Here is a 23,884-nt window from a genome sequence, read left to right as displayed (position 1 = left end):
TCCCACGCGGCCACGGAATTGATGCAGCTGGGCAATGCCAAACCGCTCGGCGCTTTCGATCATCATCACCGTGGCATTGGGAATGTCGACACCGACCTCGACCACCGACGTTGCCACCAACACGTCGATTTCCCCGGCGGCAAACGATCGCATCACGGTGTCCTTATCGGCGGACTTCATGCGCCCGTGGAGGAGCGCGAGGCGCAAGCCGGCCAGCTCGCCCTGCCGCAGCCGCTCGAACTCCGTGGTGGCAGCTTTGGCCTCGGTCCCACGCGATTCCTCGACAAGTGGGCAGATGACGAAGGCCTGGTGGCCTTCGGCTACCTCGGCGCGCACGTGCGCATAGGCCCGATCGCGCGCCAGGGGCATCACGACTTCCGTCTGTATCGGCTGCCGGCCAGCCGGCAGCTCGTCGATGATCGACACGTCCAGGTCGCCGTACATTGCGAGCGCCAGCGTGCGCGGAATCGGCGTGGCGGTCATGACGAGCAAGTGGGGGTTTCCGCCCTTTCGACGGATCGCGACCCGTTGCCCCACGCCGAAGCGGTGCTGCTCATCCACCACGGCCAGGTTGAGCCGGGCGAACTCGACGTCTTCCTGGATCACGGCGTGGGTCCCGATCACCAGGTCCACGTCGCCGCGGGAGATCGCCGCCAGCGTGCGCTCCCGTTCGGTCCGGGATAAGGCGCTCGTGAGGAGCGCGATCTCGGGCCGTCGGCCCAAGCGCGCCTCGAGGATCGCGTGCATTCGCCCGTACAGCGCGGTGATGGACTGCCGGTGCTGCTCCGCGAGTATCTCTGTCGGCGCCATGATGCTCGCCTGACCTCCACTCGCGATGGTGGCGAGGACAGCCGTGGCGGCGACGATTGTCTTGCCCGAACCGACCTCTCCCTGGAGGAGGCGGACCATCGGGCGCGGCTGGGCGATGTCCTCCAGAATCGCCGAGAGCGCGCGCTGCTGCGCGCCGGTCAGCGAAAATGGCAGGTGCTGCCGGAATTCGGCCAGGAGCCCCCAGGGAACGTCGACGGCGGCGCCCTCCACCGCGCGGTAGGCGATGCGTCGTTGAAGCAGCATGAGCTGGATCGGAAGGATCTCGTCGAACGCGTACCTGGTGCGCGCTTGTTCCAGCGACTCCGCCGATGACGGCTCGTGGAGCTGGTGAATCGCTTCGTCACGCCCCATCAGTCCCTCGCTCGCGAGAACTGACTGGGGGAGCGACTCCGTGGCCGGGGGCAGCCCTGCCAAGGCCTGCCGGGCGAGCGATCGGATGAGGGACTGCGAGACACCCGCGACGAGGGGATAGACGGGGACGATTCGGCGGGTATTGAGGGGCGGCCGGTCCGCGGGCTCGTACTCCGGATTTTCGAAGTACACCTGTCGCCCGTAGCTCACGAGTGGACCGGATACCGCGATGCGCGCTCCCTCACGCAGTCCTATTCCGCCGCCGTGGCGGATCCAGACGGCGCCGATTGTCCCGGTGGAATCGCCCAGGATCGCGGTGATGCGAACGCGCTTCCCGGGCAGCGGGGCCACGTCGATGCGACGGACGGTGCCCTCGAAGCTCGCCAGATGCTGGAATCCCAGGGATGCGGCCGGCTGTGACGGAGGATAGTGCACGTACCGATGGGGGACGTGCAGGCGAAGGTCCTCGACGGTCGTGATGCCCAGTTCGGCGAGCCGCGTCGCGCGAGCCGCTCCGACGCCGGGGAGCCTGGACACAGGCGTGTCTGACTTCAAATGCGTCGCCCGGGCGCTGGCCGAAGGCTGGCGAGGGGCGGGGCGCATGGCATCGTCCATCCCACGGAGGGCGTCGGCGACCGCCGCGCGGCGCGCTTCCACTGAGAGATCGGCATACGTGGTGAGGCGCTTCAGGTACGCCGCATCCCCGAGTCCCTGGGTCCGCAGGCGCGCAACGTACGCCCCGAGGCCGCCGACCACCGCGCGGTTGTCGTTGCCGCGACGTTGCTCGAGTCGAAGGATGTCGCGGAGCGTCGCCAGGGGATCGCTTCGAGAGCTACTGGGAGGCAAGGAGGCAACCGATACCAATGATCCCCGGGCCGGTGTAGGTCGCCACGACCGCCCCGATCTCGGCGATCCCGATTGGGAGCTCCGGATGCGACGCCGCGACCAGATCCCGCAACGCTTCGGCCTCCGCGGCGCTATCGCCGTGCACGATCGCCATGCGCTCTTTCGCGCCAGCCCGCTCTGCCAGATCCGCGATCCGTCGAAGCGACGCCGCTCGCGTGCGGACTCGCTCCACCGGAACAACCGTTCCGTCGAGAATCTGGAGGACCGGCTTGACGTTGAGGAGCGCGCCGACGAACGCCTGGGCTCTGCCGATTCGGCCGCCCCGCTGCAGGTATTCGAGCGTCTCCAGCGTGAGGAAGAGCCGGACCCTCGGGATCGATTCTTGCACGGCTCGCACAATTCCGTCGGCGTCGAGGCCAGTGGCTGCCAGCTCTGCCGCCCGTTCGACCAGCCACCCAAGTCCAACGGACGTGCTGGCGGAGTCGATGACGTGGATCCGCCGCGGATCTACGGCACGCGCGGCTGCCAGGGCGACGCTGTGCGTCGAGCTGAAGGCGGAGGCGATGTGTAGGGAGATCACCGCATCGCAGCGCGCGAGGCGCTCTCGATAGACTTCCTCGAAGATGCCGATCGGCGGGGCGGACGTCTTCGGGAGGTTCGGATCTGTGCGTAGTCGCGCATAGAATTCGCCGGTCGTGACGTCGACGCGATCGCGCAGGACGTCCCTACCCCAGTGAACGGTCAGCGGAATGAGCGTGACGTCCAGCTCGCTGGGATCTGCGTTGGGAAAATCCGCTGTGCTGTCCGCGACGATGGCAACTGTCACGATCCGGCGACGTCCTGTTTCCGCGAACGATGTACGCTCAAGGCAATTTCACTCGAGGGCGATGATGTACTCGTGGTGGGGCTGCCCGCCCTCCGCGACCTCGACGGTGACCTCGAGATGCTCCTCGAGGATCCGGCAGAGGCTGTCCGCGGTATCACGGTCGCCCTCGGCGCCGACGTATACCGTGGCGATGTCAAGCTCATCGCTCCGCAGGTCCTTGATCGAGCGGCGCGTCAGATCGAAATAGGACTCGCGGGCAGCGATGAGGCGTGAGTCCGCGATGGCGAGCAGGTCCCCGGTCGCGACCGGAATGCCGTCGATGGTCGCGTCCCGCGATGAACGCGTCAGCGCGATGGTGTGGCAGCGGTGCGCGGCCTGATCCATGGCGGCGAGGTTGGTTTCGAGCGAGGCCTCGGGATTGACCGCGAGGAGCGCCGCGATGCCTTCGGGAATGGTTCGGGTCGGAAGGACAACCGCGTTCCCCTCGGACCAGGCACGAACGGCGTGCTCGCATGCGAGGGCGGCATTCGCGTCGTTCGGCAGTACGACGACGTTTGCGTACTGCACGCCGCGGATTGCGTGAAGGACCTCTTCGACGGATGGGTTCATGGTGTTGGGACAGACGATCACCGCCGCGCCGAGGCTGGACAAGATCTGTCGAAATCCATCTCCAACCACGACGGCCACCACGCCCAAACCGGGATTCGGGCGCTGCCGCTGCGCGTCGGATTGTTGCCAACTGGTGCGAAACGCCTCGCGCTGGCGCTGCAGGTTTTCAACCTTGACCTGAATGACTTGCCCGAGGTCGCAGGCAAGATCGAGGACCGATCCCGGCCGGTCTGTGTGGATGTGCACGCGGACAATGCCCGGGTCTCCGATGACGAGGAGCGATGTGCCGAGCGGGTTCAGCCGCTTGCGTATTCCGTTGGCGTCCAGGTTGGCGCCGGTGAACAGCACCTCGGTGCAATAGCCGTGTGTATCACGGTCATCGTGGAGCGCGCCGAAGTCGACGTGTTGGGCCGCCACCAACACCTCCGCCACAGGCTCTCCGCGCACCGTCGCCAAAATGCCGTCGAGAAATGTCCGAAAGCCTTCGCCACCGGCGTCGACCACGCCGGCCTGCTCCAGAATGGGGAGCTGCCGCGGAGTCTCGGCCACGGCGGCGCGGGCTGCTTCGTGACAGCGCGTGAGCGTCGTGAGCAGGTCATGCCCGTCGAGCGCGGAGTGCCCCGCCTCGGCCGCCGCCATCCGGGCGACGGTCAACATGGTGCCCTCGACCGGATCTACGACGGCCTCGTAGGCCGCGACGCTGCCGGCGCGGAGCGCCCGCGCGAAGGCGTCCGAATCCAGGGTCCGGTGCACGGACAGGGCGCGCGCCATCCCGCGGAGGATCTGCGCGAGAATGACGCCAGAATTGCCTCGCGCGCCCATTAGCGCGCCGTGGGCCGCCGCGTTGGCGACTTCGGCAAGTCGATGATCGGAACACGCCAGCGCAGCGTCGGCGGCGGACCTGAGGGTGAGCGCCATGTTCGTGCCCGTGTCTCCATCGGGGACCGGAAACACGTTGAGCGCGTTAATGGCGGCCGCGCGTCGTTCAACAAGCTCGGCAGCGGACGCGATGGCGCTTTTTAGGAGCATGCCGTCGGGTTCGATCAGAGGCTGTGATCCCCTTCTTGCGCGCGAGCGTGAGATTTCCGAGCGAGATGTTATACCTGTTAGAATAGCGAACCCACGCAGTCGTAAGCCGAGCGGCGCTGTGTCTGCGATGGAAGTGATCACTGGGGGCACCGATCGATGCGAAGCCGATGCGAGCTGTGCGGTAAAGGCGCCGCGTTTGGGCACAACGTGAGCCACTCGCACCGCAAGACCAACCGGCGCTGGCTGCCCAACATTCAGAAGGCGCGCGTTGTGCTGAACGGCTACGTCCGCACACTCCAGATCTGCACCCGCTGCATGCGGACGCAGCGAAAGCAGACCTCGTCCTAAAAGCGCGGCCCGACGGCAAGATTCGCCGTCGGGCCTCGGTGTGATCGCGCGCTTTCCTCAGCGAATGGCAAACGCCATCGCGTGCAGCCGCGCGACACGCTCCTCGGTCGTTGGATGCGTGCGAAAGAGATTCACCCATCCGTTATTGCCGAGTGGGTTGACGATGAATAGATGCGCGGTCGCTGGTGGGACCTGCATCGGACGATAGCGGGTACCCGCCTCGAGCTTCTCGAGGGCATCGGCCAGGGCCAGCGGCTGTCCAGAGATCCGCGCGCCGGTCGCGTCTGCCTCGAATTCGCGCGCGCGCGAGATCGCGAGCTGAATGATTGTGGCCGCGATCGGTGCAAGGATGATCATGAGTAGCCCGGCGGCCACGTCGGCGATGCCGCCGCCCTCCTCGTCGTTTCTCCCGCCCAGGCCGCCAAACATGAGCGCCCACTGCGCCATGTGGGCCAGCATCGTGATGGCGCCGGCAATGGTCGCGGTCACGGTCATGGTGAGGGTGTCGCGATTGCGAACATGGCCCATTTCGTGCGAGAGAACGGCCTCGAGCTCCGTGCGATTCAGCATCCCGAGGAGGCCCTGCGTCACGGCGACGGCTGCGTGCGAGGGATCGCGCCCCGTGGCGAAGGCGTTCGGGGAATCGGAATTGATCACGTAGACCCGCGGCTTGGGCAGCCGGGCGTACATGGCCAGGTTGTTGACGATCGAATGGAGCTCCGGCGCTTCGGACTCCGAGACTTCGTGCGCTCCGGCCATCGCGAGGGCGATCTTGTCGGAGAACCAGTAGGACGTGAAGTTCATGGCGAGAGCGAAGATGAACGCGAAGATCATCCCTTGGGTGCCGCCGAACACGCGCCCGAAGAGCAATAGGATCACGGTGAGCGCCGTGAGCAAGAACATGGTTCGGAAGGTATTGTTGCTTGCCATGGCTGGGGTTGCCTCCTCCATTCGGACGACACGCGACTTCACTTGCACGGCGTTGCTGACCGCGCGCGCGCCCAAATGATACCAAAGATGCACCTCATGCGCGGTAAATCCAGCGCGTTACGCGCAAGCTCTGCGCAGGAACGATTCTTACTCGGAACTATCTGTCCGAAGGCGACTCCCAATAAACGTCGGATGGCCTTGAATGAACACGTCTATCCCCATTGGTCGGCGACCTTCGAGGACAATGGTCTTGGGCAGCAGGACTCCGCGGCCTGTGCCAATCGCCGCCATCGTCGGGATTCGCCGCGCAGGACCCCAGGGCACCACGAGCCCCGGGTCCACGTATGGATCCGGGTCGTAGTCGGCCGATGCGATGCGCATGAGCTTTCCGTCCCACCAGGTGTGGCCCTGCGGCCACTGCGCGTAGGCGCGGATGCGCCGCCACAGATCGACCGCAGGTTGGCTCCAGTCGAGCCGTCCGTCCGACCGTTCGATCGGCCGGGTTAGGGTGGCGCGAGATGGGTCTTGTGCCTGGGGCGTGATCTGGCCCGCGCTCCAGCGAGGGAGCCATTCGATCAGCAGCTCCGCCCCCACGTCCGCGAGCTTGCGTGTCAGTGACGCCTGATCATCGCGGTCGTCGATCGGGACCGCCGTTTGGGCCAAGATGGGTCCGGTGTCCATCCCTTCGTCCATCAGCATGATCGTCACACCAGTCTCAGGATCGCCTGCCAGGATTGCCGCAGAGATCGGAGACGCGCCTCGATGCCGCGGCAGCAACGACGCGTGGACGTTGATGCACCCCCGTTCTGGAATGGCGAGAATCGACCTGGGCAGGATCTGCCCGTACGCGGCCACGACGATGATGTTGGGGGCAGCGTTCCGGACCGCCTCGACCGCGTCCGGTCTCCGGATGCGATCGGGCTGGAAAAGGGGAAGTTCCAGGGCAGCGGCCGCGCGCGCGACGGGGGGTTGTGTCACGCGGCGACCGCGCCCAGAAGGGCGCGCGGCCTGCGTCACGACGAGCGCCACCTCGTATCCGGCGCCGACGAGCGCGTTCAAGCTGGGAACGGCGAACTCCGCCGTTCCCATGAATACGACCCGCTTGGGGACCGTATCTCGTACCACGTGAGCACCCATATCCTGCTATTACTGACGTTCTGTCACGCACGCCCATGGTATACTGCGGCGTCCCGCGCGAGACTGCCTGGCCGGGGGGGACAGATCGCCCGTGACACCGCGCTCGCCTACCACGTCGGTATCAGAGACTTGCCGACTGGCAGCCGCCCGCGGGAGCGCCTCCAGGCGCTGGGCGCCCAGGCGCTCTCCGACGAGGAGCTCATCGCCATCGTGCTGCGCACCGGAACGCAGTCGGCCAATGTTCTGGAAGTTGCCCGGGCTCTTCTGAGGAGCCACGATGGGCTCGGCGGGCTCAACCGGGCAAGCCTCGCCGAGCTGTCACAAGCCCGGGGCATCGGTCCAGTGAAGGCCATCGATCTCAAAGCAGCGTTCGAGCTTGGAAAGCGGCTGCTCACCCTGGCGCCAGAGGAACGTCCCCAGCTCAACGGTCCCCAGGATGCGTACGCGTTGCTGCGGGGCGAAATGAGCTTGCTGGAACAAGAGAGCGTGCGCGTGATCCTGCTCAACACGAAAAACCGCGTCCAAGGAGTTGTGCAGGTATCCCTCGGAAGCTTAAATACCTCGGTAGTCCGCGTGGGCGAGGTGTTCAAGGAAGCCATCCGCCAGCAAGCCGCGGGGATCGTGTTAGCCCACAACCACCCCAGCGGCGACCCTGCGCCTTCTCCTGAAGACGTTGCCATCACGCGAAAAGTCGTGGAGGCGGGGGAGCTTCTGGACATCAATGTGCTCGACCATATCATCATCGGTCGCCCAGGCGCGGCGTCGACTGGCTGGGTGAGCTTGCGCGAACGACAGCTCGGATTTTCCTGATGGAGCCCGCTCGTTGCTGAACTCGCTCTTTGGGTTGCTTTCTCGCGACATCGGTATCGACCTCGGGACCGCGAACACCCTCGTCCTCGTTCGCGGCAAGGGCATCGTCATCAATGAGCCCTCGGTGGTGGCGGTGAACCGCAAGACGAAGCGCGTGCTCGCCATTGGCGCCGAAGCCAAGCGAATGGTGGGGCGGACGCCAGCCAACATCGTGGCGATTCGACCGCTGAAGGACGGCGTGATCTCGGATTTCGACGTGACCGAGCGCATGCTCCGCTACTTCATCGAGCGCGTCCACGAGCAAATGACGATGGTTCCGCGGCCGCGAATCGTTATCGGAATCCCTTCCGGGGTCACCGAGGTCGAGCGGCGCGCCGTGTACGAGGCGGCGATGACGGCCGGGGCGCGGGAAGCGTGGCTCATCGAAGAGCCGATGGCGGCCGCCATCGGCTCGGGCCTACCCATCACCGAGCCGCACGGCTGCATGATCGTTGACATCGGGGGCGGGACGACCGAAGTGGCCGTAATCTCGCTCGGCGGCGTGGTCGCCAGCCGCTCGATTCGCATCGCCGGTGACGAACTCGACCAGGACATCGTCTCCTACATTCGCCAGCGACACAACCTCGCCATCGGTGAGCGCATGGCCGAGGAGGTGAAGGTTGCAGTGGGATCGGCGATTCCCCTCGAGGACAACGGCAGCGTCGTCGTTCGCGGGCGGAACGTGAAATCCGGGCTACCGGAGGAAGTGTCGGTGACGTCGGCGGAGATCGCCGACGCGATGAACGGATCGCTCAACTCGATTGTCGAAGCGGTCACCGATACTATTGACGATACGCCACCAGAGTTGGTTGCTGACCTGATGGCGCGCGGGATCATGGTCTCGGGCGGAGGAAGCCTTCTTCCTCATATTGACACCCTCCTGCACGACCGGACGCACATGCGGGTCCAGGTCGCCGAAGATCCGATGGGCTGTGTCGTGCGCGGGGCGGGGAAGGTGCTCAACGACGTGGAGATCCTGCGGCGTGTGACGCTGGACCTCCACAACGGCCGCCGCGCGGGGCGGTGACGGATACGATGACGACCGTTTTCTGGGTGGACGAGGAGCCGTAAGTTGTTCTCGGCGATGCGAACCCGTCGGACGGCGTCACGCTGGATGGCGTTTGTCACCATCGCCGTCGCGGTGTTCATCATAACCATGCCGGGGACGGCATATCAGGCGCAGGCCGTCGGGATCCGATTTATCGCGCCGGTGGAGTACGCAATCTCCCGCGCGGTGGACAGCGTCGCCTACTTCGCCGATACGGTCCGCCAGGCGGGCACGCTGGCGGCCCAAAATCGCGGGTATCAGGAAGAGATCAATCGCCTCCAGGCTGAGGTCGTGCAAATGCAGGAGTTGGAGCTCGAGAACCGCGATCTCCGTCGTCTCCTGGACCTTCGCGGGCGCGCGCCGTTGGGCAGCTTGCTGTCGGTCAATGTGATCGCGCAGGACCCGCTCGCCATCGTCCAGGGCGTGACGGTCGATCGCGGGTCCGACGACGGCGTGACCGTCGACGCGCCGGTCATCACGTGGCGGGGACTCGTCGGGCGCGTCGTCGAAGTCGAGCCAACGGCATCGAAGGTGCTCCTCATCACCGACGTCAACAGCGCCGTCAGCGCCAGGATCCAGAATCCGGACTCCCGCGCGACCGGGGTCGTTCGCGGGACCGGAGACGGGCACCTCATCATGCAGTACGTCCCGCGGTCTGACGTGCTGCGCACCGGCGACCTCGCCATCACGTCGGGAATCGGCGGGGTCTTCCCGTCGGGCATCGTCGTCGGACGCGTGCTGCAGGTCCGTCAAAGGGACGTGGACGTGTTCCAAGAAGCCCTCGTCGAGCCCGCCGTGGACGTTCGCAGCCTTGAGCGTCTCTACATTGTGCTGCGGCGGAATACGGGCGTGTCCGCGAGCCTGCCGCTGGGACCGGCACATGACCCAGCGGCAGCGGAACCTGGCCGCTAGATCGACTCGATGCGATTTCTGATCCCACTGCTCGTCGTGGCAACGATCCTCCAATCGCTGACCCTGCCGGGGCTCACGGCGAACGGGGTTCGGCCGGATTTGGCGCTGGTGCTCGTGGTGGGCTGGGCCTGGATCCGTGGCTGGGAGGAGGGCGTGATCGCGGGCGCCATCGGCGGACTGATGATCGACATCGCGTCCACCACCCCATTCGGCATCAACATCTTTCGACTCACGGTGCTTGGGCTCATTGCTGGGCTCGTCATGGACCGGCTTGCGCGGACCGGCGCGGCCCTCCCCATCGCCGCTGGGGTTGGCGGGTGCGCGCTGGCCTTCGTGCTTACCATCGTCGGCCTTCAGGCGGCTGGCTGGACGGTCGACTGGGAGCGTGCCCTCACGACGACGGCCATTCCGAGCGGCGTCCTGACCGTGCTCTGCATGGTGGCGGCGACCCCATTCTTCCGGGCCGTCGAGCGACGAATTGCCAGCGACGAGCTGGGGCCCAAGCGAAGCGAGTGATGACGACCGCGAGATCGAGGTCTGACGGGGTTCTGCGATGAACCTTGGCCTGCGTGGCATTCGCTGGAGGCAAATCGATCCCGTCCTGCTCCTGGCGACCATGGGGCTGACCGTATTCGGCGTGTTGCTGGTGGCCAGCGCCACGCGCCAGTACTACGACCCGCCGCGACTGGTTGGCAATAGCTGGTTCATGAAAGAGCTGGTGTTTGCGGTGCTGGGCATCGTGGGGATGGTCGGCTGCGCATGTATTCCCCCACGCGCGCTTCGCACTCTGGCATTTCCGCTCTACGGGATCTCGGTCGTCGCCTTGGCGGCAGTGCTCGGGTTGGGACATGGCCTTCGCGACTACGGAGCGCAGCGTTGGTTCGAGCTTGGTGGCGTCCAGTTCCAGCCCTCCGAGCCGGCGAAGGTGGCGCTCATGCTGGCGCTTGCCCGCGTGCTCTCGACGTCAACGGTCGGAGCACGGACGACTATCGCATCGGCGGTCCTCTTGGCGGCGCCCGCCGCCCTGATCTATGCCCAGCCGGATCTGGGGACCGCCCTATCGCTCATCGCTATCTGGTTGGGGATGCTGGTGATGTCGCGAACGCCTGCGCGCTATCTCGTCGCAGTGGGTGCGCTCGGCATATCGGCGCTTCCGCTGAGCTGGCTCGCCATGAAAGACTACATGCGCGAGCGGATCCTGATCTTCCTGAATCCGAAGGCGGACGCGCTCGGGCAGGGTTACAACATTCTGCAGGCGCAGATGAGCATCGGGTCGGGCGGCATGTGGGGTAAGGGACTGTTCGAGGGCACGCAAACGCAGCTTCGCTTTCTCCGGGTGTCCCACAGCGACTTCATTTTTTCGGTCCTGGGTGAGGAGCTGGGGTTCGTCGGGGCCGTGGTGTTGTTCGGCCTGTTCTTAGCGCTACTTCTGCGCGTCATCCGTGCCCACGACGTGGCAGATGACGGGTTTGGCGCTATGGTATGCGCGGGCGTCGTCTCGATGATCGCGTTTCAGGCCGTCGCGAACCTTGGGGCGAACGTTGGCCTCACCCCGGTGACGGGCATTCCACTCCCCTTTGTCAGTTACGGAGGGAGCGCTTTGATGACGCAGCTCGCGGCCATCGGGCTGGTGCAGGCGACTCTCGTGCGTCGACGCCTCTACCGTTTCGAGGCGTGAAGGAGCGGCTGGAATGGAGATCGTCGGCTTTCTTGGGACCGGCGGCATCATCGCGATCGTCATCGTCCTGCTTCTCGTGAGCGGGCTACGGGTCATCCAGGAGTACGAGCGGGGCGTCGTGTTCCGTCTTGGGCGTCTGGCAGGGCTCCGGATGCCGGGCCTGCAATACATCATCCCCGGCGTGGAGCGCATGGTTCGGATGGACCTCCGGGTCATCACGATGGACGTTCCCGCCCAGGAGGCCATCACCCGCGACAACGTGACCGTTCGGGTGAACGCGGTCGTCTATTTCCGAGTGGTAGATGCAGAAGCCGCGGTGGTGCGGGTTCTCGATTACATCCGCGCAACGTCCATGATCGCCCAGACGACGCTCCGCAGCGTGCTGGGACAATCACTCATGGACGACCTGCTGTCGCAGCGGGACAAGATCAATCAGGAGCTGCAGCGCATCATCGACGAGCAGACGGCCCCATGGGGCGTAAAGGTCAGCGTGGTCGAGGTGCGCGACGTCGAGCTGCCCCAAGCCATGCAGCGGGCGATGGCGCGCCAGGCGGAGGCCGAGCGCGAGAAGCGCGCAAAGATCATCCACGCGGAGGGCGAGCACGAAGCGTCGACGCAGCTCGCCGAGGCAGCGGCTACCATCGCGCGCCAACCCATCGCGCTCCAGCTCCGCTACCTGCAGACGCTGACCGAGATTGCATCCGAGCGAAGCTCGACCGTCGTATTTCCATTGCCGATCGACATGATCAGCCAGTGGCTCCAGCGCGCGTCCGCTTTGACGGCGGGCGGACCGCCGGAAGGGGGCGCAGCCCAAATTGACCGTCCAGCGGAGTCCAATCCACCAGTTGTCGATTAGCCGCCGGGCGGTGATATAATCTTGCGTGCTGTCGCCTCGGTATTCGTTGCCCTCCGTGCGCCCGCAAGCGGAGCAAACTTGCCTGCAACGTTCTGCGAGGCCCTGGTGACGATCTCGGCGGACCCTTCGCGGTCGTGGCAACGGTTCTCACCTCGGTAGGCGCTGGAGCGCACTTCACCGATCCCATCCCCCCGTACGGACGTTAGCGGAGGTTTTCTCCATGGTTCTTGCTCCTCAGGATACGACGCCCCTCGCCATTCGTGACGTTCGCGAGCGCGTCTCGTTTGCCCGGATTCGGGAAGTCCAATCCATGCCCAACCTCATCGATATCCAGCGTCGATCGTTTCGCTGGTTTCTCCAGGAAGGGCTCGGTGAACTATTCGCGGAGATCTCGCCGATCCAGGACTTTACCGGTAAGAACATGGATCTGGAGCTTGCCGTTCCGGGTCCGAACGGCGAGCCGGGCTACTCCTTTGGCGAGCCGAAGTATTCCGAGGAGGAGTGCCGCGAGACGGATTCGACCTACGCTGCGCCGCTTCGGGTCAGGATGCGACTGACGATCAAGGGCGAGATCGGCGAGATCAAGGAGATGGACATCTTCATGGGGGACTTCCCCATGATGACCACCAACGGCACCTTCATTATCAATGGCGCGGAACGGGTCGTCGTGAGCCAGCTCGTCCGCTCGCCAGGCGCCTACTTCACGCTGAACGAAGATCCAACCAGCGGTCGGCTCCTGTGCATGGGAAAGCTGATCCCCAGCCGGGGGGCTTGGCTTGAATTCGAGACGTCGAACAAGGACGTGCTCTCCGTCAAGGTGGATCGCAAGCGCAAGATCCCGTTGACCACGCTTCTGCGCGCAGTGGCCGCGGTGCTTCCGGTTCCAGAGCTGAAGACGGGAAGCAGTGAGGAGCTCCTCAGCCTCTTTGCCGACGTCGACAATCATCCGGATCACCACTACATCCAGGCGACGCTAGACCGCGACCCGTCGAGCACGCCCGATCGTGACCGCACACCGAATCAGGCCGCCGTGATCGACTTCTATCGGCGCCTGCGCCCGGGCGACCCGCCGACCGCGGAGAACGCCAAGTCGCTTCTCAGCTCGCTGCTGTTCAACTATCGCCGTTACGACCTGGGCAGGGTCGGCCGATACAAGGTCAATCGGCGGCTCGACGTTCTCACGCCGCTATCCGAGCGCATTCTCACGCCGCAGGATCTGATCGCCATTGTGCGCGAGATGATCCGGATCAATACGGGGCGCGGTGAGGCCGATGACATCGATCACCTCGGCAACCGGCGGGTCCGCGCCGTCGGTGAGCTGATCCAGAACCAGTTTCGCGTTGGGTTGCTGCGGATGGAGCGAGTCGTCAAAGAGCGGATGAGCATCATCGATCCGCAGACGGCCACCCCCTCGACGCTGATCAACATTCGGCCCGTCGTGGCGGCGATGCGCGAGTTCTTCGGCGGTAGCCAGCTTTCGCAGTTCATGGACCAGACGAATCCCCTCGCCGAGCTGACGCACAAACGTCGCCTCTCAGCCCTCGGTCCCGGCGGTCTCTCGCGAGACCGGGCCGGATTCGAGGTTCGCGACGTGCACCACAGCCACTACGGGCGAATCTGCCCAATCGAGACGCCCGAAGGTCCGAACATCGGCCTGATCGGGTCCCTCGCGACCTACGGCCAGATCAACGAGTACGGCTTCATCGAGACGCCATATCGTGTCGTGCTGCGTCAGGTGGACAACGCGCCGGAGGCGACGACGGGACGAAGGCTCGCGCGGGCAGTGGTCGATCCGAGCACGGGGAAGGAGATCGCGCCGGCGAAGGCGACGATCGACGCCAAGCTTGCCAAGAGTCTGGCGGGCCTCCACGACGCGCTTCCCCGAGTCGATATCGTGCCGGTCGTGACCGATGAGATTCGGCTCCTGCCCGCGGACCAGGAGGAGCGGTACACCATCGCCCAGGCCAACGTTCGGCTCAACGATGACGGCACGTTCGCGGACGAGCACGTGTCGGTCCGGAGAGGCCCGCGCTTCGCGCTGGAGGTGCCGGAGCGCGTCGACTACGTGGACGTATCGCCACATCAAACGGTGAGCGTCGCCACCGCGCTGATTCCGTTCCTGGAGCACGACGACGCCAACCGAGCGCTGATGGGCGCAAACATGCAACGGCAGGCGGTGCCGCTGATCGCCCCAGAGGCGCCCCTCGTCGGGACCGGGATGGAAGTCCAAACGGCCAGCGACAGCGGGCACGTGATGTTGTGTCCGGTCGACGGCGTCGTGGAGAGCGTGGATGCCAGCCGCATCGTGGTGCGCTCGCTTTCCGAGGACGGATCCGAAAACGGCCCGCAACGGTTCGCCTTCAAATTGCGGAAGTACATGCGCTCGAACCAGGGCACGTGCGTCAATCAGCGCCCGATCGTCACCAAAGGGCAGCGCGTCCGCGCCGGCCAACCGTTGGCTGACAGCTCGTCCACGCAGCACGGCGAGCTGGCGCTGGGCCAGAACGTCCTCTGCGCCTTCATGTCGTGGGAGGGTGGAAACTTCGAGGACGCCATCATCATCAGCGAAAGCATCGTTCGGGAAGACAAGTTCACATCGGTGCACATCGAAAAGCACGAGGTGGAGGCCCGCGATACGAAGCTCGGCCCGGAGGAGATCACGCGCGACATCCCCAATGTCGGGGATGACATGCTCCGCAATCTCGACGAGAACGGGGTCATTCGCATCGGCGCGGAGGTCGAGCCTGGCGACATCCTCGTGGGAAAGATCACGCCGAAAGGCGAAACGGAGCTAACCGCGGAGGAGCGCCTGTTGCGCGCCATCTTTGGCGAGAAGGCGCGCGAAGTGAAAGACACGTCGCTGCGCGTGCCCCACGGGGAGCGCGGGCGAGTGGTGGACGTGCGGGTCTTCAATCGCGACGACCATGCCGAGTTGCCGGCCGGCGTGCATCAGCTGGTGCAGGTCGTGATCGCGCAGAAGCGCAAGGTCGCGGAAGGCGACAAGATGGCGGGGCGCCACGGCAACAAGGGCGTCATCGCGAAGATCCTTCCATTGGAAGACATGCCGTTCCTGCCGGACGGCCGGCCCGTCGAGATCATCCTCAATCCGCTCGGCGTGCCGTCCCGCATGAACGTCGGGCAGATCCTCGAGACGCACCTCGGCTGGGCGGCGGAAGCGCTGGGCATCTCCTTCGCGACACCGGTCTTCGACGGCGCCAAAGAGGAGGACATTCGCGAGCAGCTTCGGCGCGCGGGGCTTCCCGAGGATGGGAAGGAGTGGCTCTACGACGGACGGACGGGCGAGCGGTTCGCTCAGCGCGTGACCGTGGGTTACATTTACATGCTGAAGCTCATCCACCTGGTCGAGGACAAGATCCACGCGCGCTCGACCGGTCCGTATTCGCTCATCACACAGCAACCCCTGGGCGGCAAGGCGCAGTTTGGCGGCCAGCGGTTCGGCGAGATGGAGGTGTGGGCGCTCGAGGCCTACGGCGCAGCCCACACCCTCCAGGAGATGTTGACCGTCAAGTCCGACGACGTCGCCGGGCGGGTGAAGACCTATGAGGCGATCGTCAAGGGCGAAGACGTATTCCAGCCAGGAGTGCCAGAATCCTTCAAGGTTCTCGTGAAGGAGCTGCAGAGCCTCGGCCTCGCGGTCGAGGTGCTCAACGAGGACGAGGAGGGCATCCCACTCCTCGAGGACGTCAGCTCGGACTACATCCCGTCGCTGAACATCAACCTCACGGGGTTCGAGCGAGGCGGCTTGGATGATTAACGCGTGGGCACTGCTCGCCACGGTCATGGATTGGGTGGGGGAATAGATGCTGGAAGTCAACAATTTCAACGCCGTGCGCATCCGACTGGCGTCCCCGGAGCAGGTGCGGCAGTGGTCACGGGGCGAGGTTCGCAAGCCTGAGACGATCAACTATCGGACGCTGAAGCCGGAGCGCGACGGACTCTTCTGCGAGCGAATCTTCGGCCCCACCAAGGACTGGGAATGCTCGTGCGGGAAGTACAAGCGCGTCCGCTACAAGGGCATCGTGTGCGACAAGTGCGGCGTCGAGGTCACGCGGGCGAAGGTGCGCCGCGAGCGGATGGGGCACATCGAGCTGGCATCGCCGGTGAGCCACATCTGGTTTGTGAAGGGCACGCCCAGCCGCATCGGGCTTCTCCTCGATGTGACGCCGCGAACGCTCGAGCAGGTGCTGTACTTCGCGAAGTACATCGTCACCGACGTGAACGACCAAGCGCGCGAGCGCCAGGTTCAGGCCGTCGAGGCGGAGATCGAAGCGCGAGTTCAGCGCGCGCGCAAGGCCGGCGAAGAGCGGGCGGAGGAAGTGCGCCGTGCGCGCGACGAGCGGCTGACGGAGATCGAAGCGCGGCACCAGCCACGCATCGCCGAGCTGGACGCGCGGAAGGAAGCGGACGTCAACCGAATCACGGAGATCGGAAAGGAAATCGACGAGCTGCTCGGCTCCCTCGTGGGCCAGGCGGCACCGGAAACCATCCTCTTCGAGCCGACTGGCACGGTCCTCGTGCAAGAGGACGCCGCCGTGCGAACGGATCACCAAACCGAGCTTCGGCGACTCCTCGATGAGGAGGTCGCCCGGATCGAGGCGAGCGTCGAAGACGAAAAGGCCAACGTCCTCGCGCTGATGGGAGGCGAAACCGACCTCGTCAAGGCCCAGGCGCAAGAGGAGCTGGACAAGATTCAAAGCAAGATGCTCCAAGAAGAGGAGCAATCTCGCTCGCTGGGCGACGCGCGTATCAAGAAGATCGAGTCCGTCAAGGTGCTCCAGACCCTGACCGAAACGGAGTACCGAGAGCTCCAGGAGACGTGCGGCCGGATTTTCCGCGCGGGCATGGGTGCGGAGGCGATTCGCGACCTCTTGCGCACGGTCAACCTGGACGAGCTGGCCATCTTTCTTCGGGGCGAGACGCACTCGACGTCTGGGCAGCGCCGCAAGAAAGCGACCAAGCGGCTTCGAATCCTCGAGTCATTCCGAAAGTCCGGGAACCATCCCGACTGGATGATCTTGACCATCCTTCCGGTGCTTCCGCCCGATCTGCGACCCATGGTGCAGCTGGACGGCGGCCGATTTGCCACGAGCGATCTGAATGACCTGTATCGCCGGGTGATCAATCGGAACAACCGGCTGAAGCGGCTCCAGGAGCTCGGCGCGCCAGAGATCATCGTCCGAAACGAAAAGCGCATGCTGCAGGAGGCCGTGGACTCGCTGATCGACAACGGCCGCCACGGCCGCGCCGTCTCTGGCTCGAGCAATCACAAGCTGAAGAGCCTGTCGGACATGTTGAAGGGCAAGCAGGGCCGGTTCCGCCAGAACCTCCTTGGCAAGCGGGTCGATTACTCGGGACGGTCCGTGATCGTGGTCGGCCCGGACCTGAAGCTCCACCAGTGCGGTCTGCCGAAGCGTATGGCGCTCGAGCTGTTTAAGCCGTTCGTGATGCAGAAGCTCGTCGAGCACGGGATCGTGCACAACATCAAGAGTGCGAAGCGCGTGGTCGAGAGGGTTCGCCCCGAGGTTTGGGACGTACTGGAAGAGGTGATCCAGGACCACCCGGTGCTGCTGAACCGGGCGCCGACGCTGCACCGGTTGGGCATCCAGGCGTTTCAGCCGGTGCTGATCGAGGGCAGTGCGATTCAGATCCATCCCCTTGTCTGCGCAGCCTTCAACGCGGACTTCGACGGCGACCAGATGGCGGTGCACGTCCCACTGTCGTCGGCCGCGAAGGACGAGGCGCGCAACCTGATGCTCTCAGTGCGCAACCTCGTGCAGCCCTCGAACGGGGAGCCGATTACGGCGCCAACCCTGGACATGGTCCTCGGCTGCTACTACCTGACGATGATCCGGCCGGGGAGCCCGGGCGAGGGCCGAATATTCGCGAGTCTGGACGATGCGCGCCTCGCCTACGAGTTGGGCCAGATTGACCTCCGGGCGGAGATCGAGGTCCGCCAGCGCCGGGCGGACGGAGCCCCATCCGAGCGAATGAAGACGAGCGTGGGCCGCATCATCTTCAACGATTCGGTTTCCGCCGCTCTGCGGGGGGCCGGCGTTGAGCCGATCCCGTTCGAGAATCGGACCATGGACAAGGGCAGCCTGAAGAACCTCGTTGCCAACATGATTCGCACCTATGGCAACAACGTGTCGGCGGCCGTGCTGGATGAGATCAAGTCCATCGGGTTCCACTATGCGACGCTCTCGGGCATCACGATCGCGATCGACGACATCAAGATCCCTCCCGAGAAGCCGGATATCCTCGAAAAGGCCGAGGGGGAAGTCGATCGGATCGAGCGCGACTATCGTCGTGGCCTCATTACGGATGAAGAGCGCTACAACGAAGTCGTCGAGGTCTGGACGCGCGCGAAGGAGGAGATCACCAAGGCGGTCGAGCAGGTGCTGGATCCGTACGACTCTGTCCACATGATGGCGCAGTCGGGAGCAAAAGGAAACGTCCAGCAGATCGCCCAGATGTCCGGCATGCGCGGCCTGATGGCAGACCCTTCGGGACGCATTATCGAGCTGCCGATCCGTGCCAGCTTCCGGGACGGGCTGTCCGTGTTGGAGTACTTCCTCTCGACGCACGGCGCCCGCAAAGGGTTGGCGGACACGGCCATTAAGACGTCCGACTCTGGCTATCTCACCCGTCGCCTCATCGACGTGTCACAGAGCCTGATCGTCTACGACGAAGACTGCGGCACCGAGGCCGGGCTGTGGATCGAGGACCTGGCCGACTCGGCGAAGCGGGCTCTGCGTCTGGAACAGCTCGTCGGTCGCGTGCTCGCGAGCCCCATCGTGGATCCGGCCACCGGCGAGATCGTCGTCGATCGCAACGAGTTGGTGGACGACCAGATGCGCGAGCGGATCTCGGGCATCGAAGGCCTCGAGAAGCTCCACGTCCGGTCGCCGATGACCTGCGAGTCGCGGCACGGCGTCTGTCAGCGGTGCTACGGCTGGCACATGGGCACCCGATCGATGGTGAAGATCGGAGATCCGGTTGGCATCGTCGCTGCCCAGTCCATCGGGGAGCCGGGGACGCAGCTCACCATGCGCACGTTCCACACGGGCGGCGTCGCGGGCGGTCTCGACATCACCACGGGCCTTCCACGCGTGGAGGAGCTGTTCGAAGCACGACAGCCCAAGGGCAAGGCCGTATTGTCGGAGATCGACGGCAGCGTCGAGCTGCAGCGCCTCGAGGACGCGCGCGTCGTGCGCGTCGTCTCGCGCGAGACCTATCGTGACGATCACGAGATCCCGGCGGGCTACACCCTGGAGGTTGCCGAGCAGCAGTGGGTGGACGCCGGCCAGACCATCGCAATTGGGCCCGACGAATCGACGATCGTCGCGCAGCTTTCCGGAACCGTCGAGATTCGACAGCCGGAGGCGGGACCGTCGGCGGGCGAGGCGATGGGAGCGCAGGCTCTGGTCACGATCGTGGCCGAAGATCGCGACGAGCGCGAGTATCGCGTGCCACCGCAGGCGCGCGTCCGAATCGAGGACGGCCAGTTCGTGACGGCGGGCGAGCAGCTCACCGAGGGATCACGCGATCCACAGGAGATCTTGAGTATCCAGGGTCGCGAGGCGGCCCAGCGGTATCTGGTCGACGAGGTGCAGGCGGTGTACCGCTCGCAGGGCGTGACGATCAATGACAAGCACGTCGAGGTGATCGTGCGCCAGATGCTGCGAAAGCTGCGCGTCGACGACCCGGGCGACAGCGCGCTGCTGCGGGATGAGCTGGTCGATCGCTTCGAGTACGAGGAGATCAATCGCGAGGTCCTCGCAGAGGGCGGCGAGCCCGCAACGGCTCGCCCGGTGCTCCTGGGCGTGACGAAGGCGTCGCTCAACACGGAGAGCTTCCTGGCGGCCGCCTCCTTCCAGGAGACGACGCGCGTGCTGACCGATGCGGCGCTGATGGGCAAGGTCGACCACCTGATGGGGCTCAAGGAGAACGTGATCATCGGCAAGCTGATCCCGGCCGGCTCGGGGCTCCAGGCGCGGCTGGAGGCCCGGCGCCAGCGTCAGCTCGCGTCGGAGGCAGTGGCGGCATTCCTGGAGCCGACGCCGCCAGTTGACACCTCTCCCCTCGAAGACTAGAATGAACGTCTGCGGTTTGGATTAGCGACAGGAGAGTGAAAGAAGCTTGCCCACAATCAACCAATTGATCCGCAAGGGTCGCGCAAAAATCCGAAAGAAGACGACTGCGCCTGCTTTGCGCTTCCAATTGAACTCACTGCGCGGAAAGGTCCGCCGAGGACGCGGCTCCCCGCAGAAGCGCGGGGTTTGCGTCCAGGTGCGCACCATGACCCCGAAGAAGCCAAACTCTGCGCTGCGGAAGATCGCGCGCGTTCGCCTGTCAAACGGCATGGAAGTGACCGCTTACATCCCGGGCGAGGGACATAACCTCCAGGAGCACTCCGTTGTGCTGATCCGCGGCGGGCGCGTGAAAGACCTGCCCGGGGTCCGCTATCATGTCATCAGGGGTGCCCTTGACGCGCAGGGCGTGCGTGATAGGAAGAAAGGCCGGTCAAAATACGGTGCGAAGGCAGCGCAGGGGGGTGCCGCCGGGCGTTAAACGCGGCATGGTGTCCTGAAACGGGCCGGCCCGTTCGCGGGCTGGCCCTGTCTGTGTACGATGAAGGAGGCTACTGCACATGCCAAGAAGGGCTCGCGTCGTTCGACGCGAAATTCCGCCGGACTCGAAGTACGGCAGCCGTACCCTGGCGAAATTCATCAACAAGGTCATGATCGGGGGGAAAAAGAGTCTCGCCGAGCGGATCGTGTACCAGGCGCTCGAGAACGTCGAGCGTCAGGGGCATCAGAACCCCCTGGACATCTTCGATCAGGCCATGCGCAACGCGACACCGATCCTGGAAGTGAAGCCGAGACGAGTCGGCGGCGCGACGTACCAGGTGCCGGTTGAGATCCGCGGGGACCGCCGCGTGTCGCTGGCGATGCGCTGGCTCATTGGCTCGGCGCGCGGCCGGCCGGGCAAGTCAATGGCGGACAAATTGTCGGGTGAGCTACTGGATGCCGCGCGGGGGCAGGGTGCAACCGTCAAGCGGCGCGACGACGTACACCGTATGGCGGAGGCCAACAAGGCATTCGCGCACTATCGCTGGTAAAGGAACGGCATGACTTCGGAGCTGGAACGCACTCGGAATATTGGGATCATTGCCCACATCGACGCGGGCAAGACCACCACGACCGAGCGAATCCTCTATTTCACCGGGAAGATCTACAAGATCGGGGAGGTCCATGAGGGCACCGCCGTCATGGACTGGATGGAACAGGAGCGCGAGCGCGGGATCACGATTACGGCCGCCGCGACGACCGCGAATTGGCGCGACCACCGCATCAACATTATCGATACGCCCGGGCACGTCGACTTCACAGTCGAAGTCGAGCGCTCGCTGCGCGTACTGGACGGCGGTGTCGTCGTGCTCGACGCGGTCGCCGGCGTCGAGCCGCAATCGGAAACGGTTTGGCGTCAGGCCGACAAGTACGGCGTTCCCCGGATCGTGTTCATCAACAAGATGGACCGGATCGGCGCGAATTACTGGGGCACGATCGACATGATCAAGGAGCGGCTCGGGGCCGAGCCGCTCCCGATTCAAATCCCCATCGGGCACGAATCATCGTTCGTGGGAATCGTTGATCTCGTCTCTCCGCGGGCCCTGGTGTGGGGTGATGATCCCGACGCTCCGCCGGAAGAGATCGCGGTGCCAGTCACCCAAGGCGACGACGCGGCGACGTGGCACGAGCGACTTGTCGAGCGCGTGGTGGAGACCAACGATGCGCTGCTGCACCGCTATCTCGAGGGCGAGGCGATCGGCGCGGACGAGCTTCGCGCGGCGCTTCGGCAGGCGGTGATCGACGGGAAATTCGTTCCGGTGCTCTGCGGAAGCGCGCTGCGAAACAAGGGCGTGCAGCCGCTTCTCGACGCGATCGTGGACTACCTCCCATCGCCCCTGGACGTCCCGCCTGTGGCGGGACGCAATCCGCAGACGGGCGAAGTGGAAGCGCGGCGCGCCCTCCCCGAGGAGCCGCTCGCCGCGCTCGCGTTCAAGATCGTCGCCGATCCGTTCGTGGGGAAGCTAACCTACGTGCGCGTGTACTCCGGGGTCCTGAAGGCCGGCTCCTACGTCTACAACGCGACGAAGGATCGTCGGGAGCGCATTGGGCGGCTCCTGCGGATGCACGCGAACCGTCGGGAAGACATCGACCAGATCGAGGCGGGCGATATTGCCGCGGTGGTCGGTCTACGCGATACGTCCACGGGCGATACATTGTGCGATCCCAACAAACCGCTCATCCTCGAGACAATTCGCTTCCCGGAGCCCGTGATATCCGTCGCCATCGAGCCACGGACCAAGGCGGACCAGGATCGCATGGCGAACGCGCTGGCGCGGCTCAGCGAGGAGGACCCCACCTTCCGGGTTCGGACTGACCAGGAGTCCGGCCAGACCCTCATCGCCGGCATGGGCGAGCTGCACCTGGAGGTCATCGTCGACCGCATGCTCCGCGAATTCAAAGTGAACGCGCGCGTTGGGCGCCCGCAGGTTGCCTATCGCGAGACGATCACGCAGCACGCGAAGGAAGAGGGCCGGTACGTTCGCCAGAGCGGTGGGCGCGGCCAGTACGGACACGTCTGGCTCGAGGTGGACCCGCTCGAGCCGGGGTCGGGGATTGAGTTCGTCGACAAGATCGTGGGAGGCGTGATTCCACGAGAATACATTCCGGCCGTCGAGGCGGGCGTCCGCGAAGCTGCCGAGGGTGGTGTCGTGGCCGGGTATCCTCTTGTGGACCTGCGTGTTTCCCTGGTGGATGGCTCCTACCACGAAGTCGACTCGTCCGAAATGGCCTTCAAAATCGCCGGCTCCATCGGGCTCAAGCGCGCCGTAGAGCGAGCGAAGCCGCAGATCCTGGAGCCGATCATGCAGGTCGAGGTCGTGACACCGGACGCGTTTCTCGGCGACATCGTTGGAGACCTGAACGCGCGGCGCGGGCGCATTGACGGCATTGAGCCGCGTGGGGGCGGGCAGGTCATTCGCGCGAAGGTGCCCCTGGCCGAGATGTTCGGCTATGCAACCGACCTGCGCTCCATGAGCCAAGGGCGAGCGACGTATTCGATGGAGTTCGCCCGCTACGAACCCGTATCGCAGGATGTCGCGCGCACGGTGCTCGCGCGCGCGCGCTCGTAAGAGCAAGGGGACTCGATCGGGGCAGCCGCCCGGCAGTGGCGCCGGTCCGCCGGATTGTGCTACACTGCCGAGCGGCTTTGCGACGAACGAGCGCGTGGCTGACTCGCAGTCCGCGCTTCCACCGTACCGCACCCGCGGTTCCTTTTTCACGTTTTGGCTTGCCAGCGTCCCAGACCGGTACTTCGGCCCTGTCGGGATTGTGTCCGGCGGGTCCGGTGGTCAACAGGCGCATATGATCAAGAGCGAATAACTCCGCCGGGGAGGAGCGTGCTGTCATGGCGAAGAAGAAGTTTGAGCGGACGAAGCCGCACATCAACGTAGGGACGATTGGGCACGTGGACCATGGGAAGACGACGCTGACGGCGGCGATCACGAAGACGCTGGCGCTGAGGGGTGAAGCGGAGTTTCGGAGC

At 65.1% G+C, this 23,884-nt stretch carries 18 protein-coding genes; 13 read left to right on the top strand and 5 right to left on the bottom strand.

What is annotated here, in order from left to right:
• The 3 genes from VFC51_16170 to VFC51_16160 form a co-directional block, all read right to left on the bottom strand.
• On the bottom strand, positions 1 to 2,028 hold a 2,028-nt coding region (locus tag VFC51_16170; protein ID HZT08559.1), incomplete at its 3' end, for an ATP-dependent DNA helicase RecG.
• Entirely contained in the window at positions 2,015 to 2,854 is an 840-nt protein-coding gene (locus tag VFC51_16165; GenBank protein HZT08558.1) for a DegV family protein, read from the bottom strand. The genes VFC51_16165 and VFC51_16170, both read right to left, overlap by 14 nt.
• Before the next feature lie 48 nt (positions 2,855 to 2,902).
• Positions 2,903 to 4,492: a DAK2 domain-containing protein gene (locus VFC51_16160; protein HZT08557.1), complete on the bottom strand. Its 1,590-nt coding sequence runs from the start codon at positions 4,490 to 4,492 to the stop codon at positions 2,903 to 2,905.
• Positions 4,493 to 4,648: 156 nt separating this feature from the next.
• On the opposite strand from VFC51_16160, the gene rpmB reads away from it, so the two are divergent.
• Entirely contained in the window at positions 4,649 to 4,840 is a 192-nt protein-coding gene (gene rpmB, locus VFC51_16155; protein ID HZT08556.1) for a 50S ribosomal protein L28, read from the top strand.
• Positions 4,841 to 4,897: 57 nt separating this feature from the next.
• Here the strand turns inward: rpmB and VFC51_16150 are convergent, their stop codons facing one another.
• The gene (locus VFC51_16150) at positions 4,898 to 5,770 is read right to left on the bottom strand and encodes a zinc metalloprotease HtpX (GenBank protein ID HZT08555.1); all 873 of its coding nucleotides are present in this window, start codon (positions 5,768 to 5,770) and stop codon (positions 4,898 to 4,900) included.
• A gap of 147 nt (positions 5,771 to 5,917) precedes the next feature.
• On the bottom strand, positions 5,918 to 6,895 hold the full coding sequence (gene fmt, locus VFC51_16145; protein ID HZT08554.1) for a methionyl-tRNA formyltransferase: 978 nt from the start codon (positions 6,893 to 6,895) through the stop codon (positions 5,918 to 5,920).
• Between the two features lie 132 nt (positions 6,896 to 7,027).
• Here fmt and radC point away from each other — a divergent pair, with 132 nt between their 5' ends.
• The 12 genes from radC to VFC51_16085 form a co-directional block, all read left to right on the top strand.
• Entirely contained in the window at positions 7,028 to 7,717 is a 690-nt protein-coding gene (gene radC, locus VFC51_16140; GenBank protein HZT08553.1) for a DNA repair protein RadC, read from the top strand.
• A 13-nt stretch (positions 7,718 to 7,730) separates the two neighbouring features.
• Entirely contained in the window at positions 7,731 to 8,783 is a 1,053-nt protein-coding gene (locus tag VFC51_16135; protein HZT08552.1) for a rod shape-determining protein, read from the top strand.
• An 87-nt stretch (positions 8,784 to 8,870) separates the two neighbouring features.
• Entirely contained in the window at positions 8,871 to 9,716 is an 846-nt protein-coding gene (gene mreC, locus VFC51_16130; protein HZT08551.1) for a rod shape-determining protein MreC, read from the top strand.
• A 9-nt stretch (positions 9,717 to 9,725) separates the two neighbouring features.
• Entirely contained in the window at positions 9,726 to 10,232 is a 507-nt protein-coding gene (gene mreD / locus VFC51_16125) for a rod shape-determining protein MreD (protein ID HZT08550.1), read from the top strand.
• A 37-nt stretch (positions 10,233 to 10,269) separates the two neighbouring features.
• Complete coding sequence (gene rodA, locus VFC51_16120; GenBank protein HZT08549.1) at positions 10,270 to 11,394, top strand: rod shape-determining protein RodA; 1,125 nt, start codon at positions 10,270 to 10,272, stop codon at positions 11,392 to 11,394.
• Between the two features lie 13 nt (positions 11,395 to 11,407).
• Positions 11,408 to 12,250, top strand: a complete 843-nt coding sequence (locus VFC51_16115) for a slipin family protein (protein HZT08548.1) — start codon at positions 11,408 to 11,410, stop codon at positions 12,248 to 12,250.
• Between the two features lie 220 nt (positions 12,251 to 12,470).
• On the top strand, positions 12,471 to 16,025 hold the full coding sequence (locus VFC51_16110) for a DNA-directed RNA polymerase subunit beta (GenBank protein HZT08547.1): 3,555 nt from the start codon (positions 12,471 to 12,473) through the stop codon (positions 16,023 to 16,025).
• Between the two features lie 46 nt (positions 16,026 to 16,071).
• Positions 16,072 to 20,364 carry a DNA-directed RNA polymerase subunit beta' gene (rpoC, locus tag VFC51_16105; protein ID HZT08546.1) on the top strand — a complete coding sequence of 1,431 codons (4,293 nt, stop codon included), beginning with the start codon at positions 16,072 to 16,074 and terminating at the stop codon, positions 20,362 to 20,364.
• A 46-nt stretch (positions 20,365 to 20,410) separates the two neighbouring features.
• The gene (gene rpsL / locus VFC51_16100) at positions 20,411 to 20,842 is read left to right on the top strand and encodes a 30S ribosomal protein S12 (protein ID HZT08545.1); all 432 of its coding nucleotides are present in this window, start codon (positions 20,411 to 20,413) and stop codon (positions 20,840 to 20,842) included.
• A gap of 79 nt (positions 20,843 to 20,921) precedes the next feature.
• On the top strand, positions 20,922 to 21,392 hold the full coding sequence (rpsG, locus tag VFC51_16095) for a 30S ribosomal protein S7 (protein HZT08544.1): 471 nt from the start codon (positions 20,922 to 20,924) through the stop codon (positions 21,390 to 21,392).
• Positions 21,393 to 21,401: 9 nt separating this feature from the next.
• Entirely contained in the window at positions 21,402 to 23,471 is a 2,070-nt protein-coding gene (gene fusA / locus VFC51_16090; GenBank protein ID HZT08543.1) for an elongation factor G, read from the top strand.
• Between the two features lie 275 nt (positions 23,472 to 23,746).
• On the top strand, positions 23,747 to 23,884 hold a 138-nt coding region (locus VFC51_16085), incomplete at its 3' end, for a GTP-binding protein (GenBank protein ID HZT08542.1).

It is taken from the genome of Chloroflexota bacterium (assembly GCA_035652535.1).
GTDB lineage: Bacteria > Chloroflexota > UBA6077 > UBA6077 > SHYK01 > DASRDP01.
The sequence above is the reverse complement of the archived record's forward strand: the minus strand, read 5'-3'. Positions and strand labels throughout refer to the sequence as shown.